Source organism: Candidatus Pantoea multigeneris, from assembly GCF_011752615.1.
Taxonomy (GTDB): Bacteria; Pseudomonadota; Gammaproteobacteria; order Enterobacterales; family Enterobacteriaceae; genus Pantoea; species Pantoea multigeneris.
Genome location: NZ_VWXF01000005.1, coordinates 100772 through 125710, shown reverse-complemented (window position 1 = coordinate 125710; position 24939 = coordinate 100772). Strand labels below are relative to the sequence as shown.

Annotated in this window: 22 protein-coding genes, 2 tRNA genes and 2 pseudogenes; 14 read left to right on the top strand and 12 right to left on the bottom strand. The window is 46.6% G+C overall.

Annotation, left to right across the window (positions count from 1 at the left end; all coding sequences use genetic code 11):
* Nucleotides 1-60: 60 nt before the first annotated feature.
* Nucleotides 61-1635 (bottom strand): ABC transporter substrate-binding protein, encoded by a 1575-nt coding sequence (locus F3J40_RS13310; RefSeq protein WP_167015345.1) that lies wholly within the window; start codon nt 1633-1635, stop codon nt 61-63.
* 444 nt (nt 1636-2079) lie between these two features.
* Between F3J40_RS13310 and F3J40_RS13305 the strand changes: the two genes are divergently transcribed.
* From F3J40_RS13305 to F3J40_RS13295, 3 genes are read left to right on the top strand one after another with little or no spacing between them, the layout of a single operon-like run.
* Nucleotides 2080-2811 carry a gluconate 2-dehydrogenase subunit 3 family protein gene (locus F3J40_RS13305; protein ID WP_026042896.1) on the top strand — a complete coding sequence of 244 codons (732 nt, stop codon included), beginning with the start codon at nt 2080-2082 and terminating at the stop codon, nt 2809-2811.
* Between the two features lie 36 nt (nt 2812-2847).
* Entirely contained in the window at nt 2848-4617 is a 1770-nt protein-coding gene (locus F3J40_RS13300) for a GMC family oxidoreductase (RefSeq protein WP_017350093.1), read from the top strand.
* A gap of 4 nt (nt 4618-4621) precedes the next feature.
* Nucleotides 4622-5887, top strand: coding sequence for a c-type cytochrome (locus tag F3J40_RS13295; protein WP_167015343.1), 1266 nt, complete (start codon nt 4622-4624; stop codon nt 5885-5887).
* Nucleotides 5888-6291: 404 nt separating this feature from the next.
* Here the strand turns inward: F3J40_RS13295 and F3J40_RS13290 are convergent, their stop codons facing one another.
* Nucleotides 6292-6930: a hypothetical protein gene (locus F3J40_RS13290; RefSeq protein ID WP_167015341.1), complete on the bottom strand. Its 639-nt coding sequence runs from the start codon at nt 6928-6930 to the stop codon at nt 6292-6294.
* 561 nt (nt 6931-7491) lie between these two features.
* Nucleotides 7492-8007, bottom strand: coding sequence for a YjjA family protein (locus tag F3J40_RS13285; RefSeq protein WP_167015339.1), 516 nt, complete (start codon nt 8005-8007; stop codon nt 7492-7494).
* 412 nt (nt 8008-8419) lie between these two features.
* Here F3J40_RS13285 and F3J40_RS13280 point away from each other — a divergent pair.
* From F3J40_RS13280 to F3J40_RS13270, 4 genes are all read left to right on the top strand, one after another.
* A tRNA-Leu gene (locus F3J40_RS13280) sits at nt 8420-8504 on the top strand.
* A 952-nt stretch (nt 8505-9456) separates the two neighbouring features.
* Entirely contained in the window at nt 9457-9738 is a 282-nt protein-coding gene (locus tag F3J40_RS25205) for a 7(1) septoil knot domain-containing protein (RefSeq protein ID WP_369410943.1), read from the top strand.
* Between the two features lie 17 nt (nt 9739-9755).
* The gene (locus tag F3J40_RS13275; protein WP_167015337.1) at nt 9756-10382 is read left to right on the top strand and encodes a DUF4145 domain-containing protein; all 627 of its coding nucleotides are present in this window, start codon (nt 9756-9758) and stop codon (nt 10380-10382) included.
* A gap of 42 nt (nt 10383-10424) precedes the next feature.
* Nucleotides 10425-11075, top strand: a complete 651-nt coding sequence (locus tag F3J40_RS13270) for a hypothetical protein (protein ID WP_167015335.1) — start codon at nt 10425-10427, stop codon at nt 11073-11075.
* A gap of 50 nt (nt 11076-11125) precedes the next feature.
* Here the strand turns inward: F3J40_RS13270 and F3J40_RS13265 are convergent, their stop codons facing one another.
* From F3J40_RS13265 to F3J40_RS13250, 4 genes are all read right to left on the bottom strand, one after another.
* A complete protein-coding gene (locus F3J40_RS13265) occupies nt 11126-11938 on the bottom strand; it encodes a ribonuclease HepT family protein (RefSeq protein WP_167015333.1) in 813 nt (270 codons plus the stop codon).
* Nucleotides 11939-12896: 958 nt separating this feature from the next.
* Nucleotides 12897-13157, bottom strand: a complete 261-nt coding sequence (locus tag F3J40_RS13260; protein WP_167015331.1) for a hypothetical protein — start codon at nt 13155-13157, stop codon at nt 12897-12899.
* Between the two features lie 107 nt (nt 13158-13264).
* Nucleotides 13265-13642 carry a hypothetical protein gene (locus F3J40_RS24900; RefSeq protein ID WP_240155461.1) on the bottom strand — a complete coding sequence of 126 codons (378 nt, stop codon included), beginning with the start codon at nt 13640-13642 and terminating at the stop codon, nt 13265-13267.
* A 109-nt stretch (nt 13643-13751) separates the two neighbouring features.
* Nucleotides 13752-14981: a tyrosine-type recombinase/integrase gene (locus F3J40_RS13250; RefSeq protein ID WP_167015329.1), complete on the bottom strand. Its 1230-nt coding sequence runs from the start codon at nt 14979-14981 to the stop codon at nt 13752-13754.
* A gap of 34 nt (nt 14982-15015) precedes the next feature.
* Here F3J40_RS13250 and F3J40_RS13245 point away from each other — a divergent pair.
* Nucleotides 15016-15142 (top strand) — tRNA-Leu (locus F3J40_RS13245).
* Between the two features lie 201 nt (nt 15143-15343).
* Here the strand turns inward: F3J40_RS13245 and F3J40_RS13240 are convergent.
* Nucleotides 15344-15643 (bottom strand): annotated as a pseudogene (locus F3J40_RS13240) (helix-turn-helix domain-containing protein); the annotation flags it as partial.
* Nucleotides 15644-15672: 29 nt separating this feature from the next.
* Here F3J40_RS13240 and F3J40_RS13235 point away from each other — a divergent pair.
* The gene (locus F3J40_RS13235; protein ID WP_167015327.1) at nt 15673-15867 is read left to right on the top strand and encodes a hypothetical protein; all 195 of its coding nucleotides are present in this window, start codon (nt 15673-15675) and stop codon (nt 15865-15867) included.
* A 23-nt stretch (nt 15868-15890) separates the two neighbouring features.
* Nucleotides 15891-16120: pseudogene (locus tag F3J40_RS13230) on the top strand (ogr/Delta-like zinc finger family protein); the annotation flags it as partial.
* A gap of 386 nt (nt 16121-16506) precedes the next feature.
* On the opposite strand, the gene F3J40_RS13225 reads toward F3J40_RS13230, so the two are convergent.
* Genes F3J40_RS13225 through F3J40_RS13210 form a run of 4 tightly spaced genes read right to left on the bottom strand, consistent with a single transcriptional unit; the run spans nt 16507 to nt 19618 of the window.
* Nucleotides 16507-18420 carry an SMC family protein gene (locus F3J40_RS13225; RefSeq protein ID WP_167015325.1) on the bottom strand — a complete coding sequence of 638 codons (1914 nt, stop codon included), beginning with the start codon at nt 18418-18420 and terminating at the stop codon, nt 16507-16509.
* Nucleotides 18407-18895: an ABC-three component system middle component 5 gene (locus tag F3J40_RS13220; RefSeq protein WP_369410948.1), complete on the bottom strand. Its 489-nt coding sequence runs from the start codon at nt 18893-18895 to the stop codon at nt 18407-18409. Before F3J40_RS13220 ends, F3J40_RS13225 begins: the two co-directional genes overlap by 14 nt.
* Entirely contained in the window at nt 18892-19437 is a 546-nt protein-coding gene (locus tag F3J40_RS13215; RefSeq protein ID WP_167015323.1) for an ABC-three component system protein, read from the bottom strand. Before F3J40_RS13215 ends, F3J40_RS13220 begins: the two co-directional genes overlap by 4 nt.
* Nucleotides 19438-19447: 10 nt before the next feature.
* Entirely contained in the window at nt 19448-19618 is a 171-nt protein-coding gene (locus tag F3J40_RS13210) for a hypothetical protein (RefSeq protein ID WP_167015321.1), read from the bottom strand.
* A 1056-nt stretch (nt 19619-20674) separates the two neighbouring features.
* Here F3J40_RS13210 and F3J40_RS13205 point away from each other — a divergent pair.
* The 4 genes from F3J40_RS13205 to F3J40_RS13190 are packed head-to-tail and all read left to right on the top strand — an operon-like array spanning nt 20675 to nt 24939.
* Nucleotides 20675-21019 carry a hypothetical protein gene (locus tag F3J40_RS13205; protein ID WP_167015319.1) on the top strand — a complete coding sequence of 115 codons (345 nt, stop codon included), beginning with the start codon at nt 20675-20677 and terminating at the stop codon, nt 21017-21019.
* Between the two features lie 23 nt (nt 21020-21042).
* Nucleotides 21043-22119, top strand: coding sequence for a DUF1176 domain-containing protein (locus tag F3J40_RS13200; RefSeq protein ID WP_167015317.1), 1077 nt, complete (start codon nt 21043-21045; stop codon nt 22117-22119).
* 13 nt (nt 22120-22132) lie between these two features.
* The gene (locus tag F3J40_RS13195) at nt 22133-23860 is read left to right on the top strand and encodes a DUF4153 domain-containing protein (protein ID WP_167015315.1); all 1728 of its coding nucleotides are present in this window, start codon (nt 22133-22135) and stop codon (nt 23858-23860) included.
* Between the two features lie 23 nt (nt 23861-23883).
* The gene (locus F3J40_RS13190) at nt 23884-24939 is read left to right on the top strand and encodes a DUF1176 domain-containing protein (protein ID WP_167015313.1); all 1056 of its coding nucleotides are present in this window, start codon (nt 23884-23886) and stop codon (nt 24937-24939) included.

Sequence of the window (24939 nt, the reverse complement as noted above, 5' to 3'; positions counted from 1 at the left end):
ATACCATCAGCATAGCAAGCGAAACGGATCGCGGCGGGCAACGACGCCCGCCACGACGGGTTAATTTTTCTCTACGCTATCAAAATAGAGCAGGCTCACGCCGATTGGCTGCTCGACGTGGCTCAGATTACTGCGCACGGCGACCTGTTGTGCGCCCTGAAGCATGATGACGTAGGGCGATTCCTGTTGCAGCTGTTGTTGCAGCTGGGTGTAAAGCGCACGGCGTTTGCCTGCATCACTCTCTCCTGCGGCAGTGCGAGTCTCCGCGCTGATTTGCGGGATATCCCAGCCTACTCGCCAGGCCAGAGTTTTTGATCCGCCGGGAACGTTGTACGCAAAGGCACTGGCATTGGTATTCGGATCGACATAATCCGCGCCCCAGTAGATGAAGATCGACTGGAAATCGCGGCTACGCATTTTGCTCCACAGCTCAGATTCAGCCACGGGTTGAATATCGAGCTGCACATCCGCAGCGGCAAAACTGGCCTGTAACGCCTGCGCGACATCAATGTACGGCGGCTGATTGATCACGGTCAGCGCAATGTGAGTACCTGGCGCAATGCCTCCTTGTTTAAGGATCGCTTTCGCTTTTGCCACGTCGTAGTGGAATGGCGTGTTCTCCAGCGCACCATCAAAACCTTGCGGCAGGAAGCTCTGATGAACCTTGTATTGCCCTTTTAACAACTGGTTTGCCAACGAGTCATAGTTCACCAGCCAGCGCGCTGCTTGCCACAGGGCCGGATTACCCAGCGCAGGCTGATGCGGATCTTTGGTGTTAAACCCGAGGTAATAGACCAGATCGGAAGGGAAGGCGGTGATCTTCAGGTTTTTATCACTTTTGAGTGCGCTGATCAGATCCGGCCCGAGCTGATAAGCAACATCTGCATCACCTTGCTGAATCAGCAGGCGGCGGGTGCCTGCATCAGCTACGCCTTTCAGCAGCACGCGTTTGACGTGCGGCGGGTTGCTGGCATAGGGATTGGCCGCCAGCACCAGCGCCTGTTGCGGCACATACTGCTGGATCTGGAAGCTCCCGCTACCGGCAGAGTGGGTGTGGAGCCAGGCATTACCGAAGTCATTGTTGCTGGCGTGTGCCAGCGCGGTTTTACTGTCGATAATCGAGCCAATTGGCGCAGTGAGCAGACGTAACGCCAGGTTAGCACCAATCTGGGCCGGCCACTGAATCTCAACCTGATGGTCATTAAGCACTTTTAACTGGCTATCGATGTTATCCGGCGTCCAGCCAAATTCACCCAGAATAAATGACGGCGCTTTGTTCAGTTTCACCGCGCGGCTGAGTGAAAACACCACGTCTTGTGGCGTTACCGCATTGCCGCTGACAAATTTCGCGCCAGGTTGCAGGGTAAACACCAGGCTATGCGGCGTACTGCCTGGCTGCCAGCTGCTGGCCAGAGCCGGAGCCAGCTTTTGTGCATCTTTGCGGTCAGCGGCGATCAGCGTCTGATAAAGATTGATCTGCACGCCATTGCTGACGGTTTCAAAGCTTTCTGCCGGATCAAAGCTAATGATGCCATCCAGCGGGATCGCGACAATTAAGGTGTCTTTTGGGGTTGCTGCCAGCACGGCGGGTGTGATGGTCAGCAGGGAGAGCAGTAGAACCAGTGTACGGCGCATAAGATGTTTCCTGAACGGAGAATGCAGCCACTGTATCGGGTTGGTGACAGGGGGATAAATGCCGCTTTGTTCTGAGCTATGCATAATTTGTGCTGAAAAAGATCCCCCTTTCGGGGATGAGCAGTCGCAATCGATCGATGACTTTTTTTTATCAGTGTAGTCAGGCGACTATTTCTCAGATGATTCATTTTTGTCTGTTTGCACAATAAAAATCACCAAGTCCACGTTAAAAACAGGGTTTTAAGTGCAATAACTCGCCTAAAATCCCGTAACCACGCTGTAACTGAAAATTAACAGTATGATTGTTTTTAATCATAAAAACATTTGATCTCTCATTTTTACACATTGAAATATCCACATACTTAATATTGCCTATTGTTGTTTATATAAAAAATTCGTTAACAAAAAAAACCATCCCTTTTAGCAAGTGAGAGTCGTCACCCCATGCTTCTTCAAAAACCGACCAACAGACGTAAGTTTTTACTTGGGTCTTTGCTGGCTTTGCCATTGACAGACCTGGTGTTAAAAGGACTGACAGCGGCACAGGCGGCAGAACTGGCCGCACCTGAGCTGTCTGAGTACCAGCCGGTATTCTTCAGCGCTGCGGAGTGGCAGTTTATTCTGGCCGCCACCGATCGCTTGATCCCAGCGGGCGGGAAAGGCAAAGCGCCGGGCGCACTGGAAACCAACGTACCGATCTTCATCGACCAGCAGCTGCATAGCGAAGAGTTCGGGAAAGAGATCTACATGCAGGGGCCGTTTGATATCAACGCGCCGGCGACGATGGGTTATCAGATCCCGTTCTATCCACAACAGATCTATCACACCGGCATCAAGCTGGTTGAACAGTGGACGCAGAGCACCTATCAAAAATCTTTCCATGAGCTCTCGACGGAAGAGAAGGATGCGGTGCTGGCGAAAGTGAACAAAAACGATGGCATCGATTTCCCGGCATTGGGTGAACCAAACCTCAAAGCATCGCAGTTCTTCAGCCAACTGCTCTCAGATACCAAACATGGCTACCTAGCCGACCCGATGTACGGCGGTAACAAGGGCATGAAAGCCTGGATTGCCATCGGCTTCCCGGGCGCACGCGCCAGCTTCACCGAATGGGTGAAACAGCACAACGTGCCGTATCCGTTAGGCCCGGTGAGCATTCAGGGCGAGCGCGCTTAAGTCGTTAACGAATCAGGTATTTGAGACAGGATTATCATGGCACAGATTACAAAAAAAGAAGTCGACGTCGTCGTTTGCGGCCTCGGCTGGGCAGGCTCGTTGATGAGCATTGAGCTGGCGCTAGCTGGCCTGGAAGTACGTGCGCTGGAGCGCGGCGGCGATCGTGATTACGATGAGTTCGCCTACCCAAAACCGGCGGATGAATATGCCTACGCGGTGCGCAACAAAGTGTTCGCTACCCCGGCAGAAGTGGCGGTGACTGTACGCTACAACATGAGCCAGACGGCATTGCCGACCCGTAAGTGGGGCGCTTTCGCACCGGGCACCGGCGTGGGTGGTTCTGGTCTGCACTGGACCGGCGTACTGATTCGTCCAACCCCGACCGACATTAAGCTGAAAACCTATGTCGATCAGGCTTATAAGCCAGGCATCTTGCAGGATGACATGCGCGTGATGGACTTCCCGTTCACCTGGGATGAGATCGAACCGCACTACACCAAATTTGAAAAGATCTGCGGCCAGTCGGGTAACACCGGTAACCTGCGCGGTCAGATCCTTGAAGGCGGCGACCCGTTTGAAGGGCCGCGTTCAGAGCCATACAACATGCCAGCCCTGGAAGACACGCTTAACAACGTGATGTTCAAAGAGGCGGCGAAAAAGCTCGGCTATCACCCGTTCCCGAACCCCTCTGCGGCGGCTTCCCGTTCCTGGACCAACCCGTACGGCAACCAGATAGCGCCTTGTAACTACTGCGGCTATTGCAGTAAATACCCGTGCCTGAACTACTCCAAAGCCTCACCGCAGACCGCCGTCATGGATGCGCTGAAGCGTATGCCTAACTTCTCCTATGAAGTGAACGCGGAAGTGGTGAAAGTGGTTCTGAATGATGACAAGAAGACCGCTAAAGGCGTGATCTACTTCGATAAAGACGGCAATGAGTGCTTCCAGCCGGCGAAGATCGTGGTGCTCTCCAGCTTCCAGATGTACAACGTGCGTCTGATGCTGCTCTCTGGCATCGGCAAGCCTTACAACCCGATCACTGAAGAGGGTGTCGTTGGGCGTAACTATGCGTTCCTGTCTAACGGCGGCGCAACGCTGTTCTTCAAAGATAAAAACTTCAATCCGTTCGCCACATCCGGCCCAACCGGACAGATGTTTAACGACATTTCACCGGGTAACTTTGATGGTCCTGCGCTTGGTTTCCTGGGGGGCGCGAAGATCCACAGCTCACAGGCGACCGGTACGCCAATCAGTACCGCACTGCCAAAAGGCACGCCGGGCTGGGGCACCGGCTGGAAAGAGGGACTGGAAGAGTGGTACGGCCATTCCATGAAGATCAGCATCACCACCACTTGCCAGTCTTATCGCGATATCTATCTCGATCTGGATCCGAACTATAAGGATCACCGTGGCCTGCCAATGCTGCGCATGACCTTTAACTGGAAAGAGAACGAACTGAAGCTGCAACAGTACCTGAAGGGCATTGTTGGCAATATCGCGAAGGAGCTGAACCCCGACAGCATGAGCATGAGCTTCCTGCCAATGGGTGCTGACTTTGACCTGACCAAATACGTCTCGACGCACAACGTTGGCGGTGCGGTGATGGGTGATAACCCACAGACTTCCGCGCTGAACAAGTACCTGCAAAGCTGGGACGTGCACAACGTGTTTGTACCGGGCGGTAACGCCTTCCCGCAGAACTTCCAGGCGAACCCGACCGATACCATCGGCGCGATTACCCTGATGGCGGCACAGGCGATCAAAGAACAGTATCTGAAAAACCCCGGCCCACTGGTACAGGCATAAGCGTATGAAAAAGTTTACTTTTAAATCTTTATCACTCGCCACTGCTCTGTTGCTGGGCAGCGGTTTTGCCCTGCAGGCGCAGGCGGAAGATAACGCAGCACTGATCAAACAAGGTGAGTATTTATCGCGTCTGGGCGACTGTATGGCGTGTCACTCTGTGGCAGGAAAACCGGCGTATGCGGGCGGCCTGGCGATTGAATCTAACCTTGGCACCATCTACTCCACCAATATCACGCCAGACAAGCAGCACGGTATTGGCAACTATACCGAACAGCAGTTCTCTGACGCTGTGCGTAAAGGCGTATTACCTGATGGCTCACGCCTCTATCCGGCGATGCCATATCCGGATTACGCCAAGATCAGCGATGAAGATATGCACGCGCTGTATGTCTACTTTATGCAAGGCGTACAGCCAAGCGCTGAGCAGCCACCAGAGACCAGCCTGAGCTTCCCGTTCAGCCAACGTTGGGGCATGCGCTTCTGGAACTGGGCTTTTGCGGACAATAAACCGTTCCAGCCGATTGGTGGTGCTTCCGAGCAGGTTAATCGCGGTGCCTATATTGTTGAGAGCCTTGGTCACTGCGGTAGCTGCCATACACCGCGCGGCTTTGGTATGAACGAGAAAGCGCTGGATAGCAGCGACAGCCAGTTCCTTGCTGGTGGCAGCCTGAATAACTGGGATGTGCCGTCACTGCGTGGCCTGCCACGCTGGAGCGAAGCGGAGATCGTCGACTACCTGCAAAGCGGACGTAACGATAAAGCTTCCGTTGGTGGAGAGATGAAGTCAGTGATTGAGCACAGTAGCTCACACATGACCGATGCCGATCTGCAAGCTATCGCCGCGTACCTGAAGTTCCTTGGCGGTAATCCACCACTCCAGGCCTATAACCAGCAGGCGCAGCAGGCAACTGAAGCGAAACTCACTGCCGCTAAGAACCTGACCGAAGGTGAGCGACTGTATCTGGATAACTGTGGGGCTTGCCACTACGTGACCGGTAAGGGCGCACCGCGTGCCTTCCCGGAACTGGATCAGGCAACCATCGTGAATGCGAAAGATCCGACCGGTCTGATCCACACCATTCTGGTGGGTGCGCAGCAGCCATCAACGGCTAAAACGCCGTCGACGCTGGCGATGCCTGGCTTTGGTGCGCGTCTGAGTGATGACGAAGTGGCGAAGCTGGCGACCTTTGTGCGTCAGGGCTGGAGCAACACCGCTTCTGCTGTCACTGCCGATCAGGTTGCGGAAGTGCGTAAGTCACTGAAAAAGTAAGTTTGTTGACGGGTAATATTGAGGGGCGCGCTGCGCCCTTTAAATAGCTGATAAATCTCAGAAAATGATTTTTTGAGGGCAGTATTATCAGGGTTTTAGTTAACCATTTGATTTGTATTTGATTATTTTAATTTGTCATAACGATTACTAGCCAGATTACGTTATAAACACATTTAAGTGGCACTCAGTGCTCCCTAAACGGCTGATATATTTCAGCAAATGTTTTTTGATGGTTTTTAACCGAGCAATGATAATTAAAATTTTGATTTATAAGTGATTTTGTTAACTAGCAGCTACCTGGCCATAGGGAAAGTTGTCAACACACTGAGGGGCGCACTGCGCCCCTTTTTTATGTCTGATCGATTGTGTATTAAAACGAGCAGAGTGTGCCTGCGTGTAACCAATCAATGGCGTTGATGCTGGAAGGACTCGATTAACTCCGGGAAGAACTCTTCCAGAATTTCTGGTGTCATCAGCTCCGGGAAGGTCATCAGGTGTTCACGAATCGCCTGAACCTGGGCCTGGCGATAGTCATCAATCACCTCTTCCATGTCCAACGATTTCCGTTCCATGCGTTCCTGCACATCTTCCGGCAGCAGCGTGGGGTCATCCTGCTCCAGAGCGGTATCCAGCATATCGAGATAGTCGAACATCTCCAGCAGCGCATCGGTTTGTGGGGTGCGTGATTCATACTGTGGCGGGCGTTGCGTCTCAAGATAGCGCAGCATCAGACGTTCCGTGGTGCCATCTGGCGTTTGTGGTGGCGCGGTGGCCAGCCAGTTGAGCAGGGTATGAATGTTCACCTGGTAAACATGAAAACCGGTGTCAGCCAGGTCATCCGCAAACAGATCAACGCTTTCGTTTTCAATCAGGCAGATGTGAGTACGCTTAACCGGATATTGTTGCACCCAGCTAAACACCTCTTCGATCACTGCGTCTTCATAGGCAAAGATTTTCTCTTCTAAGCCAGTTTCAGGCAGTCGGGCACAGGCCCTGATATGTTCCGGGCCAAAATAGATGGCTGCAGAGATTTTAGCGGGCATTTGCGCGTTCCTGTGCGAGAGGGCCGAGGCCTAACTATAGCGCTGATTTATGATGAAAAACATTACCGTTGCCGCAAGGAACGACTTTTGGTGCCGGTTTTGCGAGAGGGCTCGGAGATGGGATTAAAAATCCAAGATTTAGTGGAGGCAGGCTGCTGCGCTTTGTACGGGATGTGGGGACAGGCGAGGATGCTCTGCGATTTTACAGCTTTGCTCGTTCTGCCCCTTCTCCCGCCTAAACGGGAGAAGGCTGGGATGAGGGCGCTTTTCCCATTTTGCAGCCTGGCACTAATCTGCCTCTTCTCCCGTCTAAACGGGAGAAAGTTGGGATGAGGGCGCTTTTTCCCATTTTATAGCATTGCACCAATCTGCCCCTTCTCCCGTTTAGACGGGAGAAGGTTGGGATGAGGGAGTTTTCCCCGTTTTGCAGCTTGGCACTGTCTGCTCCTTCTCCCGTTTAGACGGGAGAAGGCTGGGATGAGGGTGGTTTTCTGTTTTGCAGCATTGCACCAATCAGCCCCGTCTGCCGTCCAAACGGGAGACGGCTGGGATGAGGGGGGGTTATCCCAGCAGGTAGTTCTTACCTTGTTTCAGTACCACGTCACAGGCTTTGGTCTTCAGCTTCTCACCCAGCGGTGAATTACTCAGGCTCTGCAAGTTAAGCTGCTGACCGTTGCTGGTATTCAGCAAGCCTTCCAGCCCCTGCTGATAGCCGGTGTTCTGTTGCTGCGCAGAGCTATCGCTCAGCCCTAACTTGCTCAGCACTTTATCTTTCACCGACTTCACGTTGTTATCGACCACGTTATGCTTCACGCAGTATTCCATCACGCCAGCGGCATTCGTCATGGTCTTGGAACTCACGGCGCTATCGCCACCGTTCAACAACCCGCTCAGGCCTGAAAGCGAAAGCCCGCCATTTTGCGCAGTCCCACTGTTCGTCGCCGTCCCGCTATTCTGCTGTGACAGCTGAGAAGCCGCACTGCTTAACTGCTCCTGCCAGCTCGCAGCCTGTGCCGTACCCGCTAACAGCACCGCCGCCAGCCCCAATCCCCAAACGCCTTTTTTTATTGCTTTCATGTCAACCTCGATAATCGCTGAGCACTCTCAGTGTGGATAAGAGGAGTCTGAAGGGAGAAAGTTCCTGGGTAAAGAGGCAGATAGCCGCGTTTGGGAGGATTCTGTTGAGATGAGATGAGATGAGATGAGTAGTAGCCTGTAGCGTTGGTGGTGGGTTTGGGTTTGTCAGACTTTATACTGCTGTGCTGTGCTGTGCTGTGCTGTGCTGTGCTGTGCTGTGCTGTGCTGTGCTGTGCTGTGCTTGGTTTGGCGAGGCATGTGGAGCACTATTCATGGCCAAACTAGGCTGAAAACGCAGTAAACGGGCTGCTTCGCTGGTTTTTTCAGCATTCAGTTCGCAACCCCGATAAATCCTGTTGCACCGCCGACGTGTAACGGTATAATCCACAACGTTTTCCGCATCCTCTTCAGTGCCGAAGTGGCGAAATCGGTAGACGCAGTTGATTCAAAATCAACCGTAGAGATACGTGCCGGTTCGAGTCCGGCCTTCGGCACCATCTATTCATTTTCCTGTAAAATCAATAGATTAGACAAAAGTTTCTGTCTTTTCTGCACGGGAAGATTGTTGTCTTCGCTTCACCTGAAATTGCCGCTGTGGTTTATAGTGGCGAATCGGGCTGTTAACCTACAGCGGCGTGTAGTTCCAGGCTCAAATACGTACAAGCGTGAACAGCCTCACCGTTCAGCATCCAACTTGAAGCTAATGACGCTGCTAGCGCCTTAAAACTCTCCCAAAAAACTTTCAGTGAATTGCATTTCAGCTCGATGCCCTCTTAAAGCTACCTGTCGTGATGGCAGTGTAGAGGATAAACAGGTTTATGGTGGTCTCGGTACTTGCACACCAAATGCAAGCTCTGCCAGCGTTTCAGCCACGCTCCTGAAAGGGTACACGGTTATCCTGATAAATTTCACTGACTGACATAACCCTGATGATTTCGCTACGCTTCGCTTGTTGTCTTATCACCAACGGGGCTTTATGGGTGCTATTGTCCTCAGTAAGGTAGCGAACTAAAATAGTTCGAAACTTGGCTGATGGTGATGTATGCGCAAAAAACAGATATTGCACATAGTTCAAGGGCGGTTGTTGTCTGATGAAAATCCTAAGAGAGCGTCAGAGATAAAGGTGAGTCGCAAGAATTATCGTAAGATGCGGCAGCAAGATTGGGATGATGGCACTTTGGATTCCGATTCGCTCCAGCACTTCAAATCTCTTTAGCTCATTTCGCACATATCAAACCCCATTCTTTAGCCCAAACATTGCTATTAGATCGCTTTAAATGCCCATCCTCATCTCATAACTGGTAGTTGCACAAATCGTACACACTCGATAATCTGGGACTAATCCTAATTTTCTTCGCGCTATCAATTAGCTGTGCCACATGAAATTTGAACATCTCGTGTTTCCAGTTTCATTACTGAAAGATTGAGCGCAATGAGAGGGCGATCTGAATGGCATGGATATGTGAAGTAGGTAGCCTCAGTGCTGCTGATTTTTCTGTTTGCGTTGTGGGTTCCAGGTCAGTGGCTGATCTTCTTGTATGTAAAGTTGAATCTCGTAGTGCCTCTCAAGGGGTCGATGGTCTTTGGTGTGAAGTAACTTCCCGAAATGTCGCATCTTCGAAAGTAAAGTTTGTTAATTCGCGCAGTTTGGCTGATTTATTAATTTGTTATGTGGGATCTCGCAGCGTTGCAGGTTGGGCAAAAGCACACCGCTTGCAAGGTAAATTGTAATTTAAGGCAGGATAGTCATGTCAATACCTTTTGAAGCACCAGAATACAGGAAAGACGCCTTTAATTGTCCATTTTGCAATGCGTATGCCAAGCAATCATGGGATCATTTGTATTATTACAGCTCCTCGAACTCTCTTCCGATGGAAACTGCTTCATGCGAACGCTGTCGTAATAAGAGCTACTGGTTTGAAGGAGTCATGTTGATTCCGGCGTCAGCTAATGTCGAAATGCCTAATCCTGATATGCCAGAAAATTGTACGCAAGATTATATGGAAGCTCGCAGTATCATTAATTTGTCACCTAAGGGGGCTGCAGCGTTATTGCGACTTTGCCTGCAAAAGCTAATGATTCATTTAGACCAGCCAGGAAAGAATATCAATGATGATATCAAATCTTTGGTAGCTAAAGGACTTCCACCTATGGTTCAGAAAGCTGCTGATATTTGCAGGATCGTAGGTAATCAAGCAGTTCATCCGGGGGAGATTAATATTGATGATGATCCGAAATTGGCTCATAGTTTATTTAGATTGCTTAATGTTATTGTCTCAGAACAAATAACGCGACATAAAGAAATTGATAACATGTTTAAAAACCTACCAGCAAACGCCTTACAAGGAATTGAAAATAGAGATAAGAATTCCTGAGGTTGATTCAATCTATTATTTACCTTTGATAAGGAGCGTTTTATGAAATCTCGGAATTTAAAAACAATTCATGATCTGATTGTTACAAATTATCAAAAGCATGATTTAGGTAATGGCCGTTTTTTACATACATTCCAGCCATCGACAACGGATACAATCTATCAATTTGAAGCAAATGCAGAGGATGTACTGGTTCAAGGCGAAAGATATAACATAGGATTTACAGAGGATAATGGCATCAAGACTATTGATACATCTTGTTTGTCAAAAGCCTCAGTTTTGGATAAGGACTTTAGTTATCAATATGCCCGTAATATGTCTAAACAGAAGCATGAAGAGAATAGAGGGAAAAACGATTCAAGAGTAAAGCATTCTGAGTCAGATGGTTACTATTGGGGCAGGAAGTATGCCTGGCGTGAATTTGGGTTAGCTCTTCCCCGTGAAGCCTTTGAAATATACTTGATAGAGTGTGTTGGTCATCCTATGATTAATTGTCAGGTAATAACAGAAGGTTATCCTCAGGGTGAAGATTCTGTTGCATTTCAGGACGATGGTTTAGAAGATGCAATTGATGCTTTAATTCAATCGGCAGTAATTGTTAATAATGGTCCATACTTTAAATCACCTTTGTATTTTGATGGGAGGAGAAAGTTTACAATAAAAGGTGTCCCTGCGATAACCGATAAAAAATAAAAGTTATCAACATCTGTTATGTGTATGGCTTACCTTAATAGTAAGCCTTTTTATTTTACCCCCACCAGAGAGTCGTGTTTTTTACTTTCCTTCCATTTTTTATACCAAGATATAGCTGTGCGATAAGAGCATCTCATAATGTATGAGACAGTTAAAGGTCTTACTTGTAATTCAAATAGTGTAAAAACGCACTCAAAACCCTGTGGGCTAAGTGTTCCATTACCTTTATGGTTTTTAGGGTGGCCGGGTTGGAGTTTGTCTATTACAGACTTAGGTATGGAATTTATTTGCCTGTTTATTTCAGTTGCTTCAATGTTGAGTGCTTCAATTCCTTTGTTTATTTTCTTCTTTAGTCTTTCGATCTCTTTTGTATATGAATTTTCAGCGGATTCAAAAGCAAGACTGTCGAAACTTAATGTCAGTATGAAATGCTTGCCCATCTCATTCATGATTTTACGTCTTAATATACGAGCTTTTTTTGCAGCGGTATAGTCATAGCGAGGTTTAATTCCTAAACTTGAATATGCCCCAACATCAAAGGTGAGCATATATATTCTGTGGCCTATGTCATTTCTGTAATCAATAAGTTCTTTTAAAATTTCACTTTCTTCCTTGCTAATTATGCCTTTTTTAACAAGTCTTGAACGTGCACCTTCGAATAACTTACCTTTCCCGATTGTTTTCTTATTATATTCTGATTCATCTTCATTGGGAATTATATTGGTATTCTCAATTGATTCGAGAATAAATGTTTTTAAATTTTCCATGTAGAATAGGATTAAAATCATTTCAAGAGCGCGAACTTTGAGGATATCAGATTCCAAAGTTGTTGGTTTTCTTCCGTGTGGTCTATGTCTATTCATTTTACCTCTTTTTTTAATTTAAGTTTTATTTTCACATATAAAAATTAACGCTCAACTTACTAAGGTTCTATTTGGAACAAATTTCAATATTGAATTTATCACAATTTTATTAGTTAATTAGTTTAGTTGAAAGTAGGAGTTAAATATGTAATGTCTGATGACATTTAAGTATATAGCAGCAAAGAGTTAGTCCAACATTAATAACTGAACGCTCTGGGAATAGCAATATGACCTCCAGCCTCCCACGAAAAAATCACATTATGGGGTGCCTCTATATATAGAAGGGCTGGCAAATATCTCTGACTCTATTGCGGATCTGCCTGACGGACTGCCCCATCCCTTGGAGAAAACCAACAATAACCTAGGAATATCAGTTTCTTATCTATAAACTTCCTTCCCGATTCCGAGACGCTATAAAGTTGGGCGCGGCAGCGGTGAATAATGCACGCCAAGCGGCACGGCATCACATCAGCTTGTAATGAGCGCTGAGGCGTCAGCGACCACCGACATAGCGTCCATCATCGCGGCACACTCAAACAGATAACTTGCCGGGAATATTCGATAAATGAACGAAATCAGAGTGACATTTAAAATCGGGATAGACAACACTATTTGTGTGGTTTTGCGTGTGCGAAGGTTTCAGGAGGCGGCGACAAGATGATGCTTGTTTCCACACATGATCGCCACTTTGTTGGCAAGAAAACTTGTTCAGTAATTTTACACGACTTCCGGCTCATTGTACCGAATATCCGAATTCAACCCGTTGGCTGTCTCCAGGTTGCAGGCGGCACATTTCCATCACTTCACCCTTCGGCAACGGCTGCATGAACTCATCAACACAGTGATCGACGGTTCACGGTTCACGGTTCGACAATTGGTCATTTCGGTGATCCTAAGGTTGATATGCCCGGTTTGGTTTGCGGTAAACCGCCGGGCTTTTTTACTCTGAACTCTATGCTTAGACTGTGGCGACAGCGTGCAACACATCGACTAACTTCACTGCATCGACATCGTTCCAACGCCAATGTGAATCTAACTGATGGTGTTCACGACTGTCAGGTTCACCCAGCACATTGCTGACAATTGACTGATGATCCAAGGATGCGGTAACACGCACACCTTTTGCCATTTGCATAAAACACGTAAGCCCTTGAAGATCGTCACGTCTGATATTCTTCTTATGCGTGTGTGCTTTTTGTGTCGTAATGGTGATATACATGGAAATACAATCTCCAAAATTTGATGTTCAGTTATTTCAAATAATGATTCACCTTACTGGATGGTGGTAAATAATAAATGCAGTCACTTTGCGAGGAAAACAATAAATTACTCTGCGGTGACTTGATATTTTCCACCATTATCTTTAATTTTATATTCATAAACATCGTCACAGAATACTGTGATTGAACCCCCAAAGGCCGCTGCGTGTGTGCTGTTTACTTTTGTGCAAGTAAATCCTCTTGATTGTATGACTGCTTGTGCTTCACTTCTTACTTCTTGAGTGTCTTCTGCTTTTTCATAACTATTCTCAGGTTTTTTATCATCATCCTTAAAAAACGTCATGTAAGTTGCAAATGCAGCGGCTAAAATAAATATTAAACAGCCAGATGGGGATGTGTACGGTTTACTTACCCCACAATGGGGACAAGTCTTAGCCGATGATGAGACTTTACCGCCACACTCACGACACTTTTTCATAGCCATGTGTAATTCCTAATTTAAAGGTATTGATTTTCAAATTTTTTAATGGTGGCTTTTCAGATTAACCTAATCCATTAAGTAAATTCAACTACCAAAAATGGGTGTTATTCAATCACGATGTATAATTCTCATCGTATCTTATTTTATTTATATAACCAAATAGTTCTTGTGGTGATGCTGAATTTTTTGAATACGTCTTAAATGCCTCCGTGCTGCCTCGATCATGCCCCATCAATAATGCGATCCTGTCTTCTGGAACTTGGTTACGGTCAAGCTGTTGAGCAAATTCATGGCGTAAGCTGTGTAATACCTTTCTTTCTGTGCCAACCTCTCCCAAGACATTACGCTTTGCCCTTGTGAAACGCTGTGTACGCCACGTTGAACGCTTGCCGTCAGCACGATTTGTGATTGATGCATGGTAGAAAAGAAAACTGTCGTGTGGTTTATGAATAAGTGTCTCAACCAAATGTGTAATGCATGAGTGAACCTGTATTAAACGCGCCGCCGATTTGGTCTTGCCTTCCAAGACCTCGAAGCAAGGAACGTCTCCGATTGAGCGGATATTCCCAACCTGTAATGAACAAATTTCATTGAGCCTCATGCCGTTATACATTCCGATCAAGATCACTGCCTGCATCTCAGCGTCACCTTCAAACGCTGAAAATACCTTCGCCAGTTCTACATGAGTAAAAACCTCATAATTCACCTTACTACTTTTCGCTTCCAATCCATGACCACGCCAGGGGGTAGCCTGTGGCGCATCGTGATAGCGGTTCATTGCTAAATCCCATATCTGAGCCAATGAGCTAATGTAATTTTGAATCGTCTGGAGTGCTCTTTCCTTTTCCTTCTTCAACTTATCTAACCAGCCAGTTACTACTGTTCGGTTGATCTCCCGTAAATGGATATCGCGCTTCTTCAAGTGAGCTAAGATTTGCTCTACGGCTTTGTTGGTCTTGGAAAGGGTGGTTAACTTGCGTTTGTCGCCAAACTGGAGAAAATAAAGATCCCTCATTCGCAGTAGAGAAGGGCAAGACTGCAAAGGTGTGCCAATCTGTAGTGGGTTATCTTTCGCATAACTTCCTATGCGCCGTAGATCGTTGATTATTCGCTCAACCTTTGAACCGCTGGGTTGTGGCTTTAGCTGTTCACGTAATCTGGCGAACTCAAGTGCAATCGCATCACGAAAGAGCCTTGCCTGACGAATGTCGCGTGAGCCTGTGCTCTTGAGGAAGTTACGTTTTCCGCAAAAGTGGCCCCTCATGTAGTCAGGGATGGCGATCCTTACGGGATATACTCCGCATGGATCTAAGATCAAATAACGATCTCTCTTGTAAATCATGGAAACCCCGGCTAAATTTTCGGGGCAATTTCATGGCGAAATTGGTGCTGAACACCATCTGGTGGAAAACAGCTTATTGTGGTTTATCAATAAGTTGTTAGACTCAGTTGATTCAAAATCAACCATCGAGAGATGTGCCGGTTCGATTCCGGCCTTCGGCACCTTATGATGCAAATAAGTCGCTTACGAGCGGCTTTTTTTGTGCCTGAAATTCAGTTTCCACAAGGATTTATCTTCGTTTTTATCCATCTGAAACAACCTTATTCAATCTACATCAACTTTCTGACGCGAGTATATCTGCGGGGATAATGTGGTTCGAAAATGTTTGTACCCATATAGAGTCCCTGAAAGGATACTTACATTTTGATCTCGCGGCTAATCGTCGAGAGAGTCCTTGATAATCTGCCAGCAATGTCCCTGATACTACGTTTTGCTACCAGTCCTCTGGATATCTATTCTCTTTCATCAAGTGAAAGAGCTAGTCAGTGCCGCTTTCGGACAGAGGGACGATACCCACCAGTCTGGTGGATAGTGGGCATGATAGAAGAATGATTTCTGTTGAGTATCCTGGCGATATTATGCAGGGAATCACCTTGTTTGTGCCTGTCCCAGATAATCGCTTTCTGTTCTGGTGTGTAGTAAATGTGCGTTCTTCGTTTCATGGCAGCGTACCCCCCGTTTAAGGATAGCGTTGCTTCGACCCGTTGAACTCACAGTACTGAGCGGCCATATTCATGCGGCCACGGCACTACAGGCCATTGAGCCCCAGGTATTGAACGACATTGGGCTAACGAAGGCGGAAGAAACCGGAGTATTGCCAGAACTGCAAAACAGCCCAATGTGTCGAGTGCAGGTTGCAACTGAGCTGAAAACAAAACGTCAATGATTGCAGCAGCAAGGGGCCACATCATGATACGTTGCCCACTTGGTACACATTCTTCTTATACTCGTACCAGCCGTTATATCACGGAGCAGAAGAAAGAAGCCTATTACCAGCGCCAAAATATCGTGCGCTCCTTTACCTTTAAAACAGTAGAGAGTGTCGATAAGAATTTATGTCAGCCCATTCAAACGGAAACGGTGATGATTTATCGTCGCCAGAAAAAAGGACATTAAACCGTCACTGCAGTTATAGCCGAAATCAAACATTTCACTTATGGAACTGGCCCTGCTGCGATGTTTTTACCGTTCCCCAAGTCCAAAAACAGCCTTTTTCTGATTAGCCTATCTTAAATCGAGCGTACATGCATAGGGTACATGATTTTTCATGGGTCTCCAGCCTCTCAAGATAGCCGAAACCCCGCGCCGTAAGGGCTTTCAGGGCCTCTGAGTCATGCATGAAATGTGCATGATAAAGTCAGAGCGCGTAGGCTAGAGGGAGTATTGCGCGTAAAAATATTTAACCTCTGTTAAATATCGACATGGCATGTTTAATAATTTTATATACACCCCTAATGATTTTCTTATATATTTCTCACTTGTAGCGAGCAAAACTCTACTCGCCATACAGTGAAGTTTTTAAAAATCACATTTTTAAACTTCTATTTGAGCTGGTGAATTTATCACCAACTCTGTATTTGCTATTATCTACTTCAGCATTAATACCTTTTGTCGTAACTATAACTTGGTGTCGAATTCCGTCGAACTCATCAGAAATTTCTTTGATGGTTTTTTGTATCCCTTTAGACCGAATATCTTCCATTCCACCGTTTTCAATTCCATCTAGTATCAATAATCGAGGAAATCTAACAGCTTTATCAGTTAGGCTTAATTTAAGTAAGGAGATGTGTAGGGCATTATTTAGATAGTACATTGAACTTTCGGAAAAAGAAACCTTGTTATTGATGATGATTCTGTTCGATGCTAAATCAAATCCTATGCTCGTAATATTGCTAAACTCTGCTTTGTCATGTGGGTCCTCTATGTTTTCAAGATCCTTACTTAAAATTTCGATCATGTAACCTGTTATTTTTTCTTGAATTTTCGGCAGCTTAAGTAAAAGTGCAGTTTCTTTTTTATCAATTTCTGATTCAAGATGACTAACTCTATCCTGCAAAGTATTTCGAAGCTCTCTAAGTTTATTTATTTGCAGGTAAATTTTGCTAAGCTGCGAGAGACTATTTATCTTCTCCTCTAATTCACCAACTTCCCTATAAGCATCATATAAAGAACTATCATTATCAGAATTAAGAGAATTACTTATAATGGAAATTTTATTTATCTTCGCACGCAAATTTTTCTTTGTTTCTTTTATTGCAAGAGCAATTTTTTCTTTCTCTTTTTCATGTTTGGCTAATATATCACTTGATTCTTTTAACTGAATAGATATCTCATTTTTCATACGAGCATAATTCATGTTTTTAGAGTTAGAAGCATTGTGAGTTCCACATAAAGAACAATTATTTTCATCAGAGGCAGATTTTAATAGTGAAAAACATGAAGGGCAAGTATCAAATTCTTTTGCTTTATAATACTTTCCAAATTTCATTGAGTCTTCTATTGCTAGTATTTTTTGTTTTAATTCTTCAATGAAACTTGTTGAGTCACTTATATTGTAATCGAGTTGTTTTAAGCTAATCTCAAGGAAAAGCAAATCTTTTTTTAATTTAACAATTTCAATAGGGCTTGTTGCTTTGGTCTCATTTTTAAAATTAATGGATAGGTCGATATTTTTCTTTTCTTCTATGGAATTAATTAAAAGATCAATTCTCAATTGTAGTTGTTCAATATGCTCCTCAGTGCTTGAGAAACTAAAATCGGTATCGCTTCCATCTACAAGAAGATACAGACCTTTTAACTCAGATATTGTTTTTGTAAGTTCTTTATCTTTTTTTATGAGCTCAAGCTTATTACTATACAAGTTATCATCATAAAGGCCTAGCAAATAGTTACTCACAAATTCACGTTTAATAGCTGAGTCAAATGGCTCATCATTAAATATGCTTGTGGCTGGGCTAGACTGGTTGTTATATACAACCCTCAGTATTTGATGCATTGTTAAATTGTTTATTCCGTCTGACTTAGCTTCAGGGATATTCAAAATTTCAAATAATTTTTGAGAAAAGCTTTCTCTAGAAGGAGAAATGCTGTAAGGATAGTTAAACCAACCTGTCTTACCATTTTTAAGGCTTTCAGCATAATCGCCAAAAAAAATGTTCATACTTGCTGAGCTTTCTTTTATTTCTCGGCCTATTGTGATGGTAGATTCGTTAGCATAAATTTCAGCTATAACATAATCACAACTTCCCGCCTCTTCCTTCCAGTTATAAACAGTTGCACCTAAAGCATAAGTGAGTAGCTGAATTACTGAGGTTTTGCCGCTTCCATTCGAACCGTGGATTACGTTTAAACCATTATGGAACTCCATATAAAGAACTTCCTTTGCATTTTTAAAAGCATGGAGTGTTTTTATGTTCAAGGTTGGGTTATAAGATATCATATTTAAAGCTCATTAGTTTGCTTGCGGCTTTAAGCCCATTTTTCCCAAAGTAAGACATAGGCTCAAGGTGGTCTTTAATAAAGTTGATTGCCTCTACATTAATGCTGGAGAAATGTTCTAACTTAACTTCTTTAAATGACTCAGAGTTTACTTCGTATATCTCATTGTCTTTTCTGATTAATGTTTCCGTTGAAACCAAGCTGCAAATTGATGATTTTTGAATGCCTTCCATCTGATTAAATAACGATCGCGCATCAAAATTATTATATGGATTTATAAATTTCTTGAACTTTGTTTTTTCGCTTAGTAACTCCCGGCTTAACGAAAGGCAGGATATATAAAATGGAAATGCAATAATGAAATCATACAACCTTAGTTTTTCTAGGGAAATATGGATTTTATTGGTATTTGCTAACCAATAATACATTCTCAAGGTTGTGTGGTTAATGTCAAAAGCCTTGTTGTATAGAATCATTTCTCCCACTCCAAATGACAGTTTCCTGTTAAAAAGAAAACCATACCTCGAAGGTGTCTATTATATATTCCTAAAGAATTAACTCCAAGCTTTGTGCTTAATTTTTCTTCTATTTCAATATGTATTGTTTCAAGTAGTTCATCTTTAGTTGCTTTGGATAACACTTGAGGCTTGATTGTGAACTGAAATATAGAGTGAACATCTGAAAGCAAGTAAACGATAATCTTCTGGGCGGATTTATAATGCTGATGTTTGATTATCATTTTTGCTACTAGTTCTTTTAACTCTTGTCCTTCTTCAATTAAAATTTCGTAGCCTGATGATGCGAGTTTTTTTTGGAGATCTCTGATTTCGCTTTTTCTTGAATTGTAGTGATTTAATTCATCTATTAAATCTGAACAGGTTAGATTATTTTTAAGCTCTTCCTGATACTCTTCTTGAAGGAGGATTAATTGCGTTGGAGCTGGAAGGTTGGTTATTTTGTCGCCACCCACATAATCTCCGCCAATTAAAACATGCTTTAAGCGGTTAAAAACACCCATTTTAGGCTACCTATTTTTTATTGTCACGGCCAGTATAGTCACCTCCTATATCAACATTTTTGAGTTTATTACTAACCCCTCCTTTGACGAGGATTTTTGAACAAATTTTCCATACTGGTGCTGCAAGAATTGCTGCCAACAGGCATACGCCGATTATTATTGTTGAAGTATCAAATTCCATTTTTGTCACCTTGTGTAATTATTATCAAGGTTGCAATGTGTGAGCCGTTATCATTGTCATGCAACCTAAAGCAATAAGATACATCTTGAAAACTTTTGGCGCGACAGTTTTATGGAAGAATTTTGTAGTTTTGAGAAGTAAAAGAAAATCGGTAGGGGGCATTTTGGTGGCCCTTATGATTGTAATAAAATTAATTTTGTAATTAAAACAATATGTTGTTATTCTTTTGGGAATTCAGCCTTCGGCACCATACGATGCAAATAAGTCGCTTACGAGCGGCTTTTGTTGTGTCTGAAATTCAGCTTTCGCACAAACCTCCATCCCCTCAACCCACTCTCCAACCCATTTCCGTTCAAAAAACCTCCACACCCCCAACAAAAACCGCCAAACTATCTCAATTTTCCGTTTTTTTGAGAAAGATTAACCATGTCTATCAAACGACCACCCGCGCTTGTGCCTCTCGAATCACTAACAGGTGCAGAGATTGCCGCTTATCAGCGGTATCGCAGGATCACGGATGAGCAAGGTCGCTATCTGCCCGTTGATGAGTTCTGCCGTCGTACAGCAAAAGGGGAGAACGTCGCTTTGGCATGGAGCATGACGAGTCGAGCACGCGATGCCGCAATTTAGCAGCTTAATCTCTTCAATAATTAGGACCAGCAGGCAGGTTTCGTTTCAACTTCTCTGATGACACCAGCCTGTGAGTTTGTTGAAAAACACGCCACAACCCTAGCTATGAACCACCTGCTCCAACAACACCGCTCGTAACGATCTCCGCAATTTGGTACAGCAGGGACTAATAAAAGAGTCAGCTCAGAATGATCAGAAAACCGTGTACAAGGTCAGCGCTGAATACATCCCATAACCCGGAGAGACGGGGAAAATCAAAGACTGGAAACCGCAGCAATTGAGCGATGCTAAGTTGCTGCAACACCCAAAAACTCTCTCGCTCCCCCTCGCAAACCCACCATCCAGTCGTCTGCTGGCCTACCCACACCAAATCAAAAACGCTATCCTACTTAGCGCAAAAACCGCTATTTATTACAGGGAGCGTCAATGTCACAGTCACAGGAAGCGATTAGCAATAAACAACTCCGTCAGTGGGTTACGCTCAGCCGGGCGATCCATCGCAGCGGTATCATTCCCGATTTCGACCAGAAAAATATCACCGAGCTGGTGGGGTTCATTGAGCTAAATCATCCGGCCGGTGAAGAGGTCAAATCCCAGTGGCCGCGCCATGGGGCGAAATGGGAAGAAGATGAAATCTCTGAGCTGATAACCCACTATGAAGCGGGCGGTTTTGATTTAACTGCCTTTGCTGCGCGCTACCAACGTAAGCCGGGATCGGTGCGCATCAAGATGATCAATCTACAGTTGATTGACGAAGAAACCCCGCTATAACCGCAAAATTGAAAGGATTCACAATGAAATTATGGACATCCCGCATGGCTGGCTTTGGGCTGGCTGGCATTATCGCGGCTTTTACCAGTTCCTACAGCATCGCAGCTAAACCCAGTGATATGAGCTTCACGCACGGCGAATGGAATATCAATTGTGATAACACGCTAACCTGCCGGGCGGCGGGGGATTCTGAATACAGCCTCAATGCAGAAAATCAGAATATCGTAGAAGTCATTTTGACCCGCGCTGCTGGTCCCAGTACGCCGGTAACAAACCGCGTAGTGCTTACCGACAGCGGCGACACAGACCCGCAGAAACCCTCTGTGCCAGAACTGCTGATTAACCAGCAGTCTCTGGGAAAATTGCAGGCCGCCGAGCAAGGCACCTGGCAGATGGATAAGGCGCAGTTCACCGCTTTTATGCAGGCTTTACAGCACAGCGCGAAGATTACGTTCCGCGACAATCTCGGCCAATATGCGCTCTCTTCGTCAGGATCCAGTGCGGTGCTGCTGCGTATGGATGATATTCAGGGCCGCATTGGCACACCTGGCGCGCTGATTAAAAAGGGTAACCGTGACGAAACCAGCGTAAAAGCTCCCCTTCCAGTGCCGGAAATCAAAGCGGCAAAAGTGATCGATGCCGCGATGCGTCCGATGACTGATCCGGAACAAAAGGCATTTGCCGGTTCCTTAAAACAGATCGTGCAACAAGATGCGGATAACCAGGAAGAGAGTTGCACGGACGATCTGGCGACCCAGCGCTGGTCCATTGCCCGGCTTGATGCCAGCCACAGTCTGGTCAGCGCCACCTGCTGGAGTGGGGCCTATAATGAAGGGCGACTCTGGTATGTATTGAACCCGGATCTGAACCAAATCCTGCAACGTGTGACTTATGACTCCGTCGATTATGACAGTGGCGTGATTTCCGGTTCCTTCCTCGGTAACTCCATGGGAATCACGCTATCCAGCTATAAGCAGGTGTGGGATGGCCAGCGCTTTGTCGATAGCGAAAATACCTATCGCGGCCTGTGTGCACTGCACAACGATATTCAAGCGTGTGAGATGCCCTTGATTGTCAGCAAGGTCATTCCCGCCAAATAACAAGGATGAGGTAATGTTGCAACACAGTCTGAGCGCGCCACGAACAATGTGGCTAATTGTCGTGATTGGTCTATTAACGGGATTGATCTGGGGCATTTTGGACGGAGCGCATCAGGTTAGCGGCTGGCGTCTGTATCTGCTGTCACTCTCGTTCAGTGCTGCCAGCGTGCTGGCTTTTACCTTGACCTCAATACGTCAGTGGCGGCCGTGGCTGTGCACAGCGTTGGTGCTGCCCGTGCAGGCGCTGATGACCGGCTGGCTACGCTGGACCTTCCCCGACACCCTGGATTCCAGCGACTTTGCTATCGATAGCCTGCTGGCTCAACTCTTTTTCCTCTTCCTTATCATGCCGTTAATCCAGGCATGGTGTGATACGCAGCGTGAAAGCTGGGGCAAGTCAGCCACGGATGCGCTCTGGCACAACAGCTTCACGGTTTTAATCACCGCCTTAATGACCGGCGTGTTCTGGCTCGTCTTGCTGCTGTGGGGCAAGCTGTTCAAGCTTATCGGGATTGAACTGTTTGAAGATCTCTTCTTCAGAGATCACCTGTTCCCGCCTGTCGCCACTGGCGGCATTGTCGCAACGGGCATTGTGCTATGTCGCAACTTACCGAAAACCGCACAGATGTTCCGACAGCTATTTTCACTGCTGTCTGGCGTGCTGCAACCGCTTCATGCACTGATAAGCCTGGTCTTTCTGGCTTGCCTGGTGTTTACCGGCTTAACCATCATTCCTGCGGAGGTTTCGTCAGCGACCTTACTGATCACGATGGCGCTGATCATGCTGCTGTTGGGCACCATCAATGCCGGGCAAGAGGGCACATTGCGCTATCCGCGCTGGCTGATTCGCGCAGTCTGGCTGGTGCAGTGTCTGACGCCACTGCTGGCGATACTGGCGGTTTATGCGCTGTGGGTGCGCATTGCACAATATGGCTGGACGGCCAGTCGGGTAGAGGCCGCTATCGTGGTCGCGCTTACCTTGCTCTGGTCGTTAATGATGGTAATTGAACAGTGGAAAAACTGGGACCAGCCAGGCGGCAACATTCCGCGTCTGAATGTCATTATGCTGGCTTTAATCACTCTCAGCTGGTGTCTGCTGCACTCACCGCTGCTCGATCCCTATCGCATTGAGGTTAACAGCCAACTCGCCCGTTACAGCAGTGGCAAAGCCAAAGCAGACAGCATGGACCTCTATTCATTCAGTAAGGCGGGACGGCGCGGGGATAAGGCGCTCCAACAGCTCCAGCAACACCCGGAATGGATAAAAAGTGGTGAAGACAAGTACACGCTAAGCAGTATGCTGCCGGGTCATAACAGCAAAGAGAGTCACGCTGTGACAGTCGCGGCCTTGCAGGAAAAAATCAGCCTGCGTGAGCACAGCCCAGCACCTGCAGAGGGCTGGTGGCAATATCTCGCTTCCGATCCTGACAGTCGTTTTAGTCTCAGCTGTCTGGATAAAACCAACCGCTGCCTGGTGTGGCTGTTGGATCTTAACAATGACAATGTGCCTGAGGTGTTGCTCTACAATCGCGATCTCAGCCGTATCAACATCTACCAGCATGCGGGTGCGAAGTGGTCGATGATTGGTGAAATTTCTGGCTTCTCCAGTGCGATGCCCGCGGAGAAAGTGCTAGAGCAAGGGCACATGACGGCTCAGGAAAAACGCTGGCATGACCTGAACATAGATGGCACGCGCTATCCGGTGCAGTACTACGGTACGCCGGAAGATCCGATGGAATAGTTTTACGTCAATAAGGGAAATAAATGCGTCTTAAAAGGTTTTTCGCAGTGGCGTTGTGCAGCGCAGTGACCATGGTGGCTCAGGCGGCGCAGCCTGCGAAGAGTGTCAATTTCTCCCATAAAGACTGGGACCTGGTGTGTGATAACACCTTAACCTGTCGTGCCGCCGGGTATTCGCCAGATGAAACGCCCGGTGGGACCGGATCGACGGTCTTACTGACTCGTGGAGCAGGCCCATCCACCCCTGTGACCAACCGGGTGATGCTGGCGGATACGGAAGATGCGGAAAACCAGAAGCAAACGGTGCCAGTGCTGCTGCTTAGTGGCAAATCGCAGGGCAACCTTCAGCCTGCCGCCGATGGAGGCTGGCAAATGTCCGCACCCCAGTACACCGCTTTTCTGAATGCACTCCGCCACGATCAAAGCATTGGTTTTCGTAACAGCCAGCGCACCTTTATCTTCTCGGGTGAGGGGGCTACGGCGGTACTGTTAAAGATGGATGATGTGCAGGGGCGAGTCGGCACGCCGGGTGCATTGATCAAAAAAGGTAACCTGGCTGAATCCTCGGTAAAAGCGGCAATCCCCGCGCCACAGGTTGAGCAGGCAGCGGTGCTGGATAACGACGACCGCCCGATGACCAAAGCGGAAATTGCTAGGTATAAGCCTGTGCTAATGCCGTTGATTCTGGCGCTCAAACAAGACGGTGAAAGTGTCTGCTCAGAGGAAGTTGTTGGCAGCATGGGGTGGTGGATCACTCGCTTAGATGAGCAGCACACGCTGGTTAATACGACCTGCTGGCAGGCGGCTTATAACATGGGGGATGTTTACTATGTTGTCAGCCAAGATGCCGCGCCACAGCTTGTGACCTATTCAGGTACAGGGTACGAAAAGGGCGTTGTGAGCAGCAGCTCTGCCGGACGAGGTATTGCTGACTGCGTCAGCAGCGCGGACTGGACGTGGGACGGCCAGCACTTTGTGCAGACCAAAGTCACCAACACCGGGCGCTGTGCCTATATCCGCCTTGGCGGCACCTGGGATCTGCCCACCCTCATCCGTAAAGTGATTGCGCACGCGCCCTGA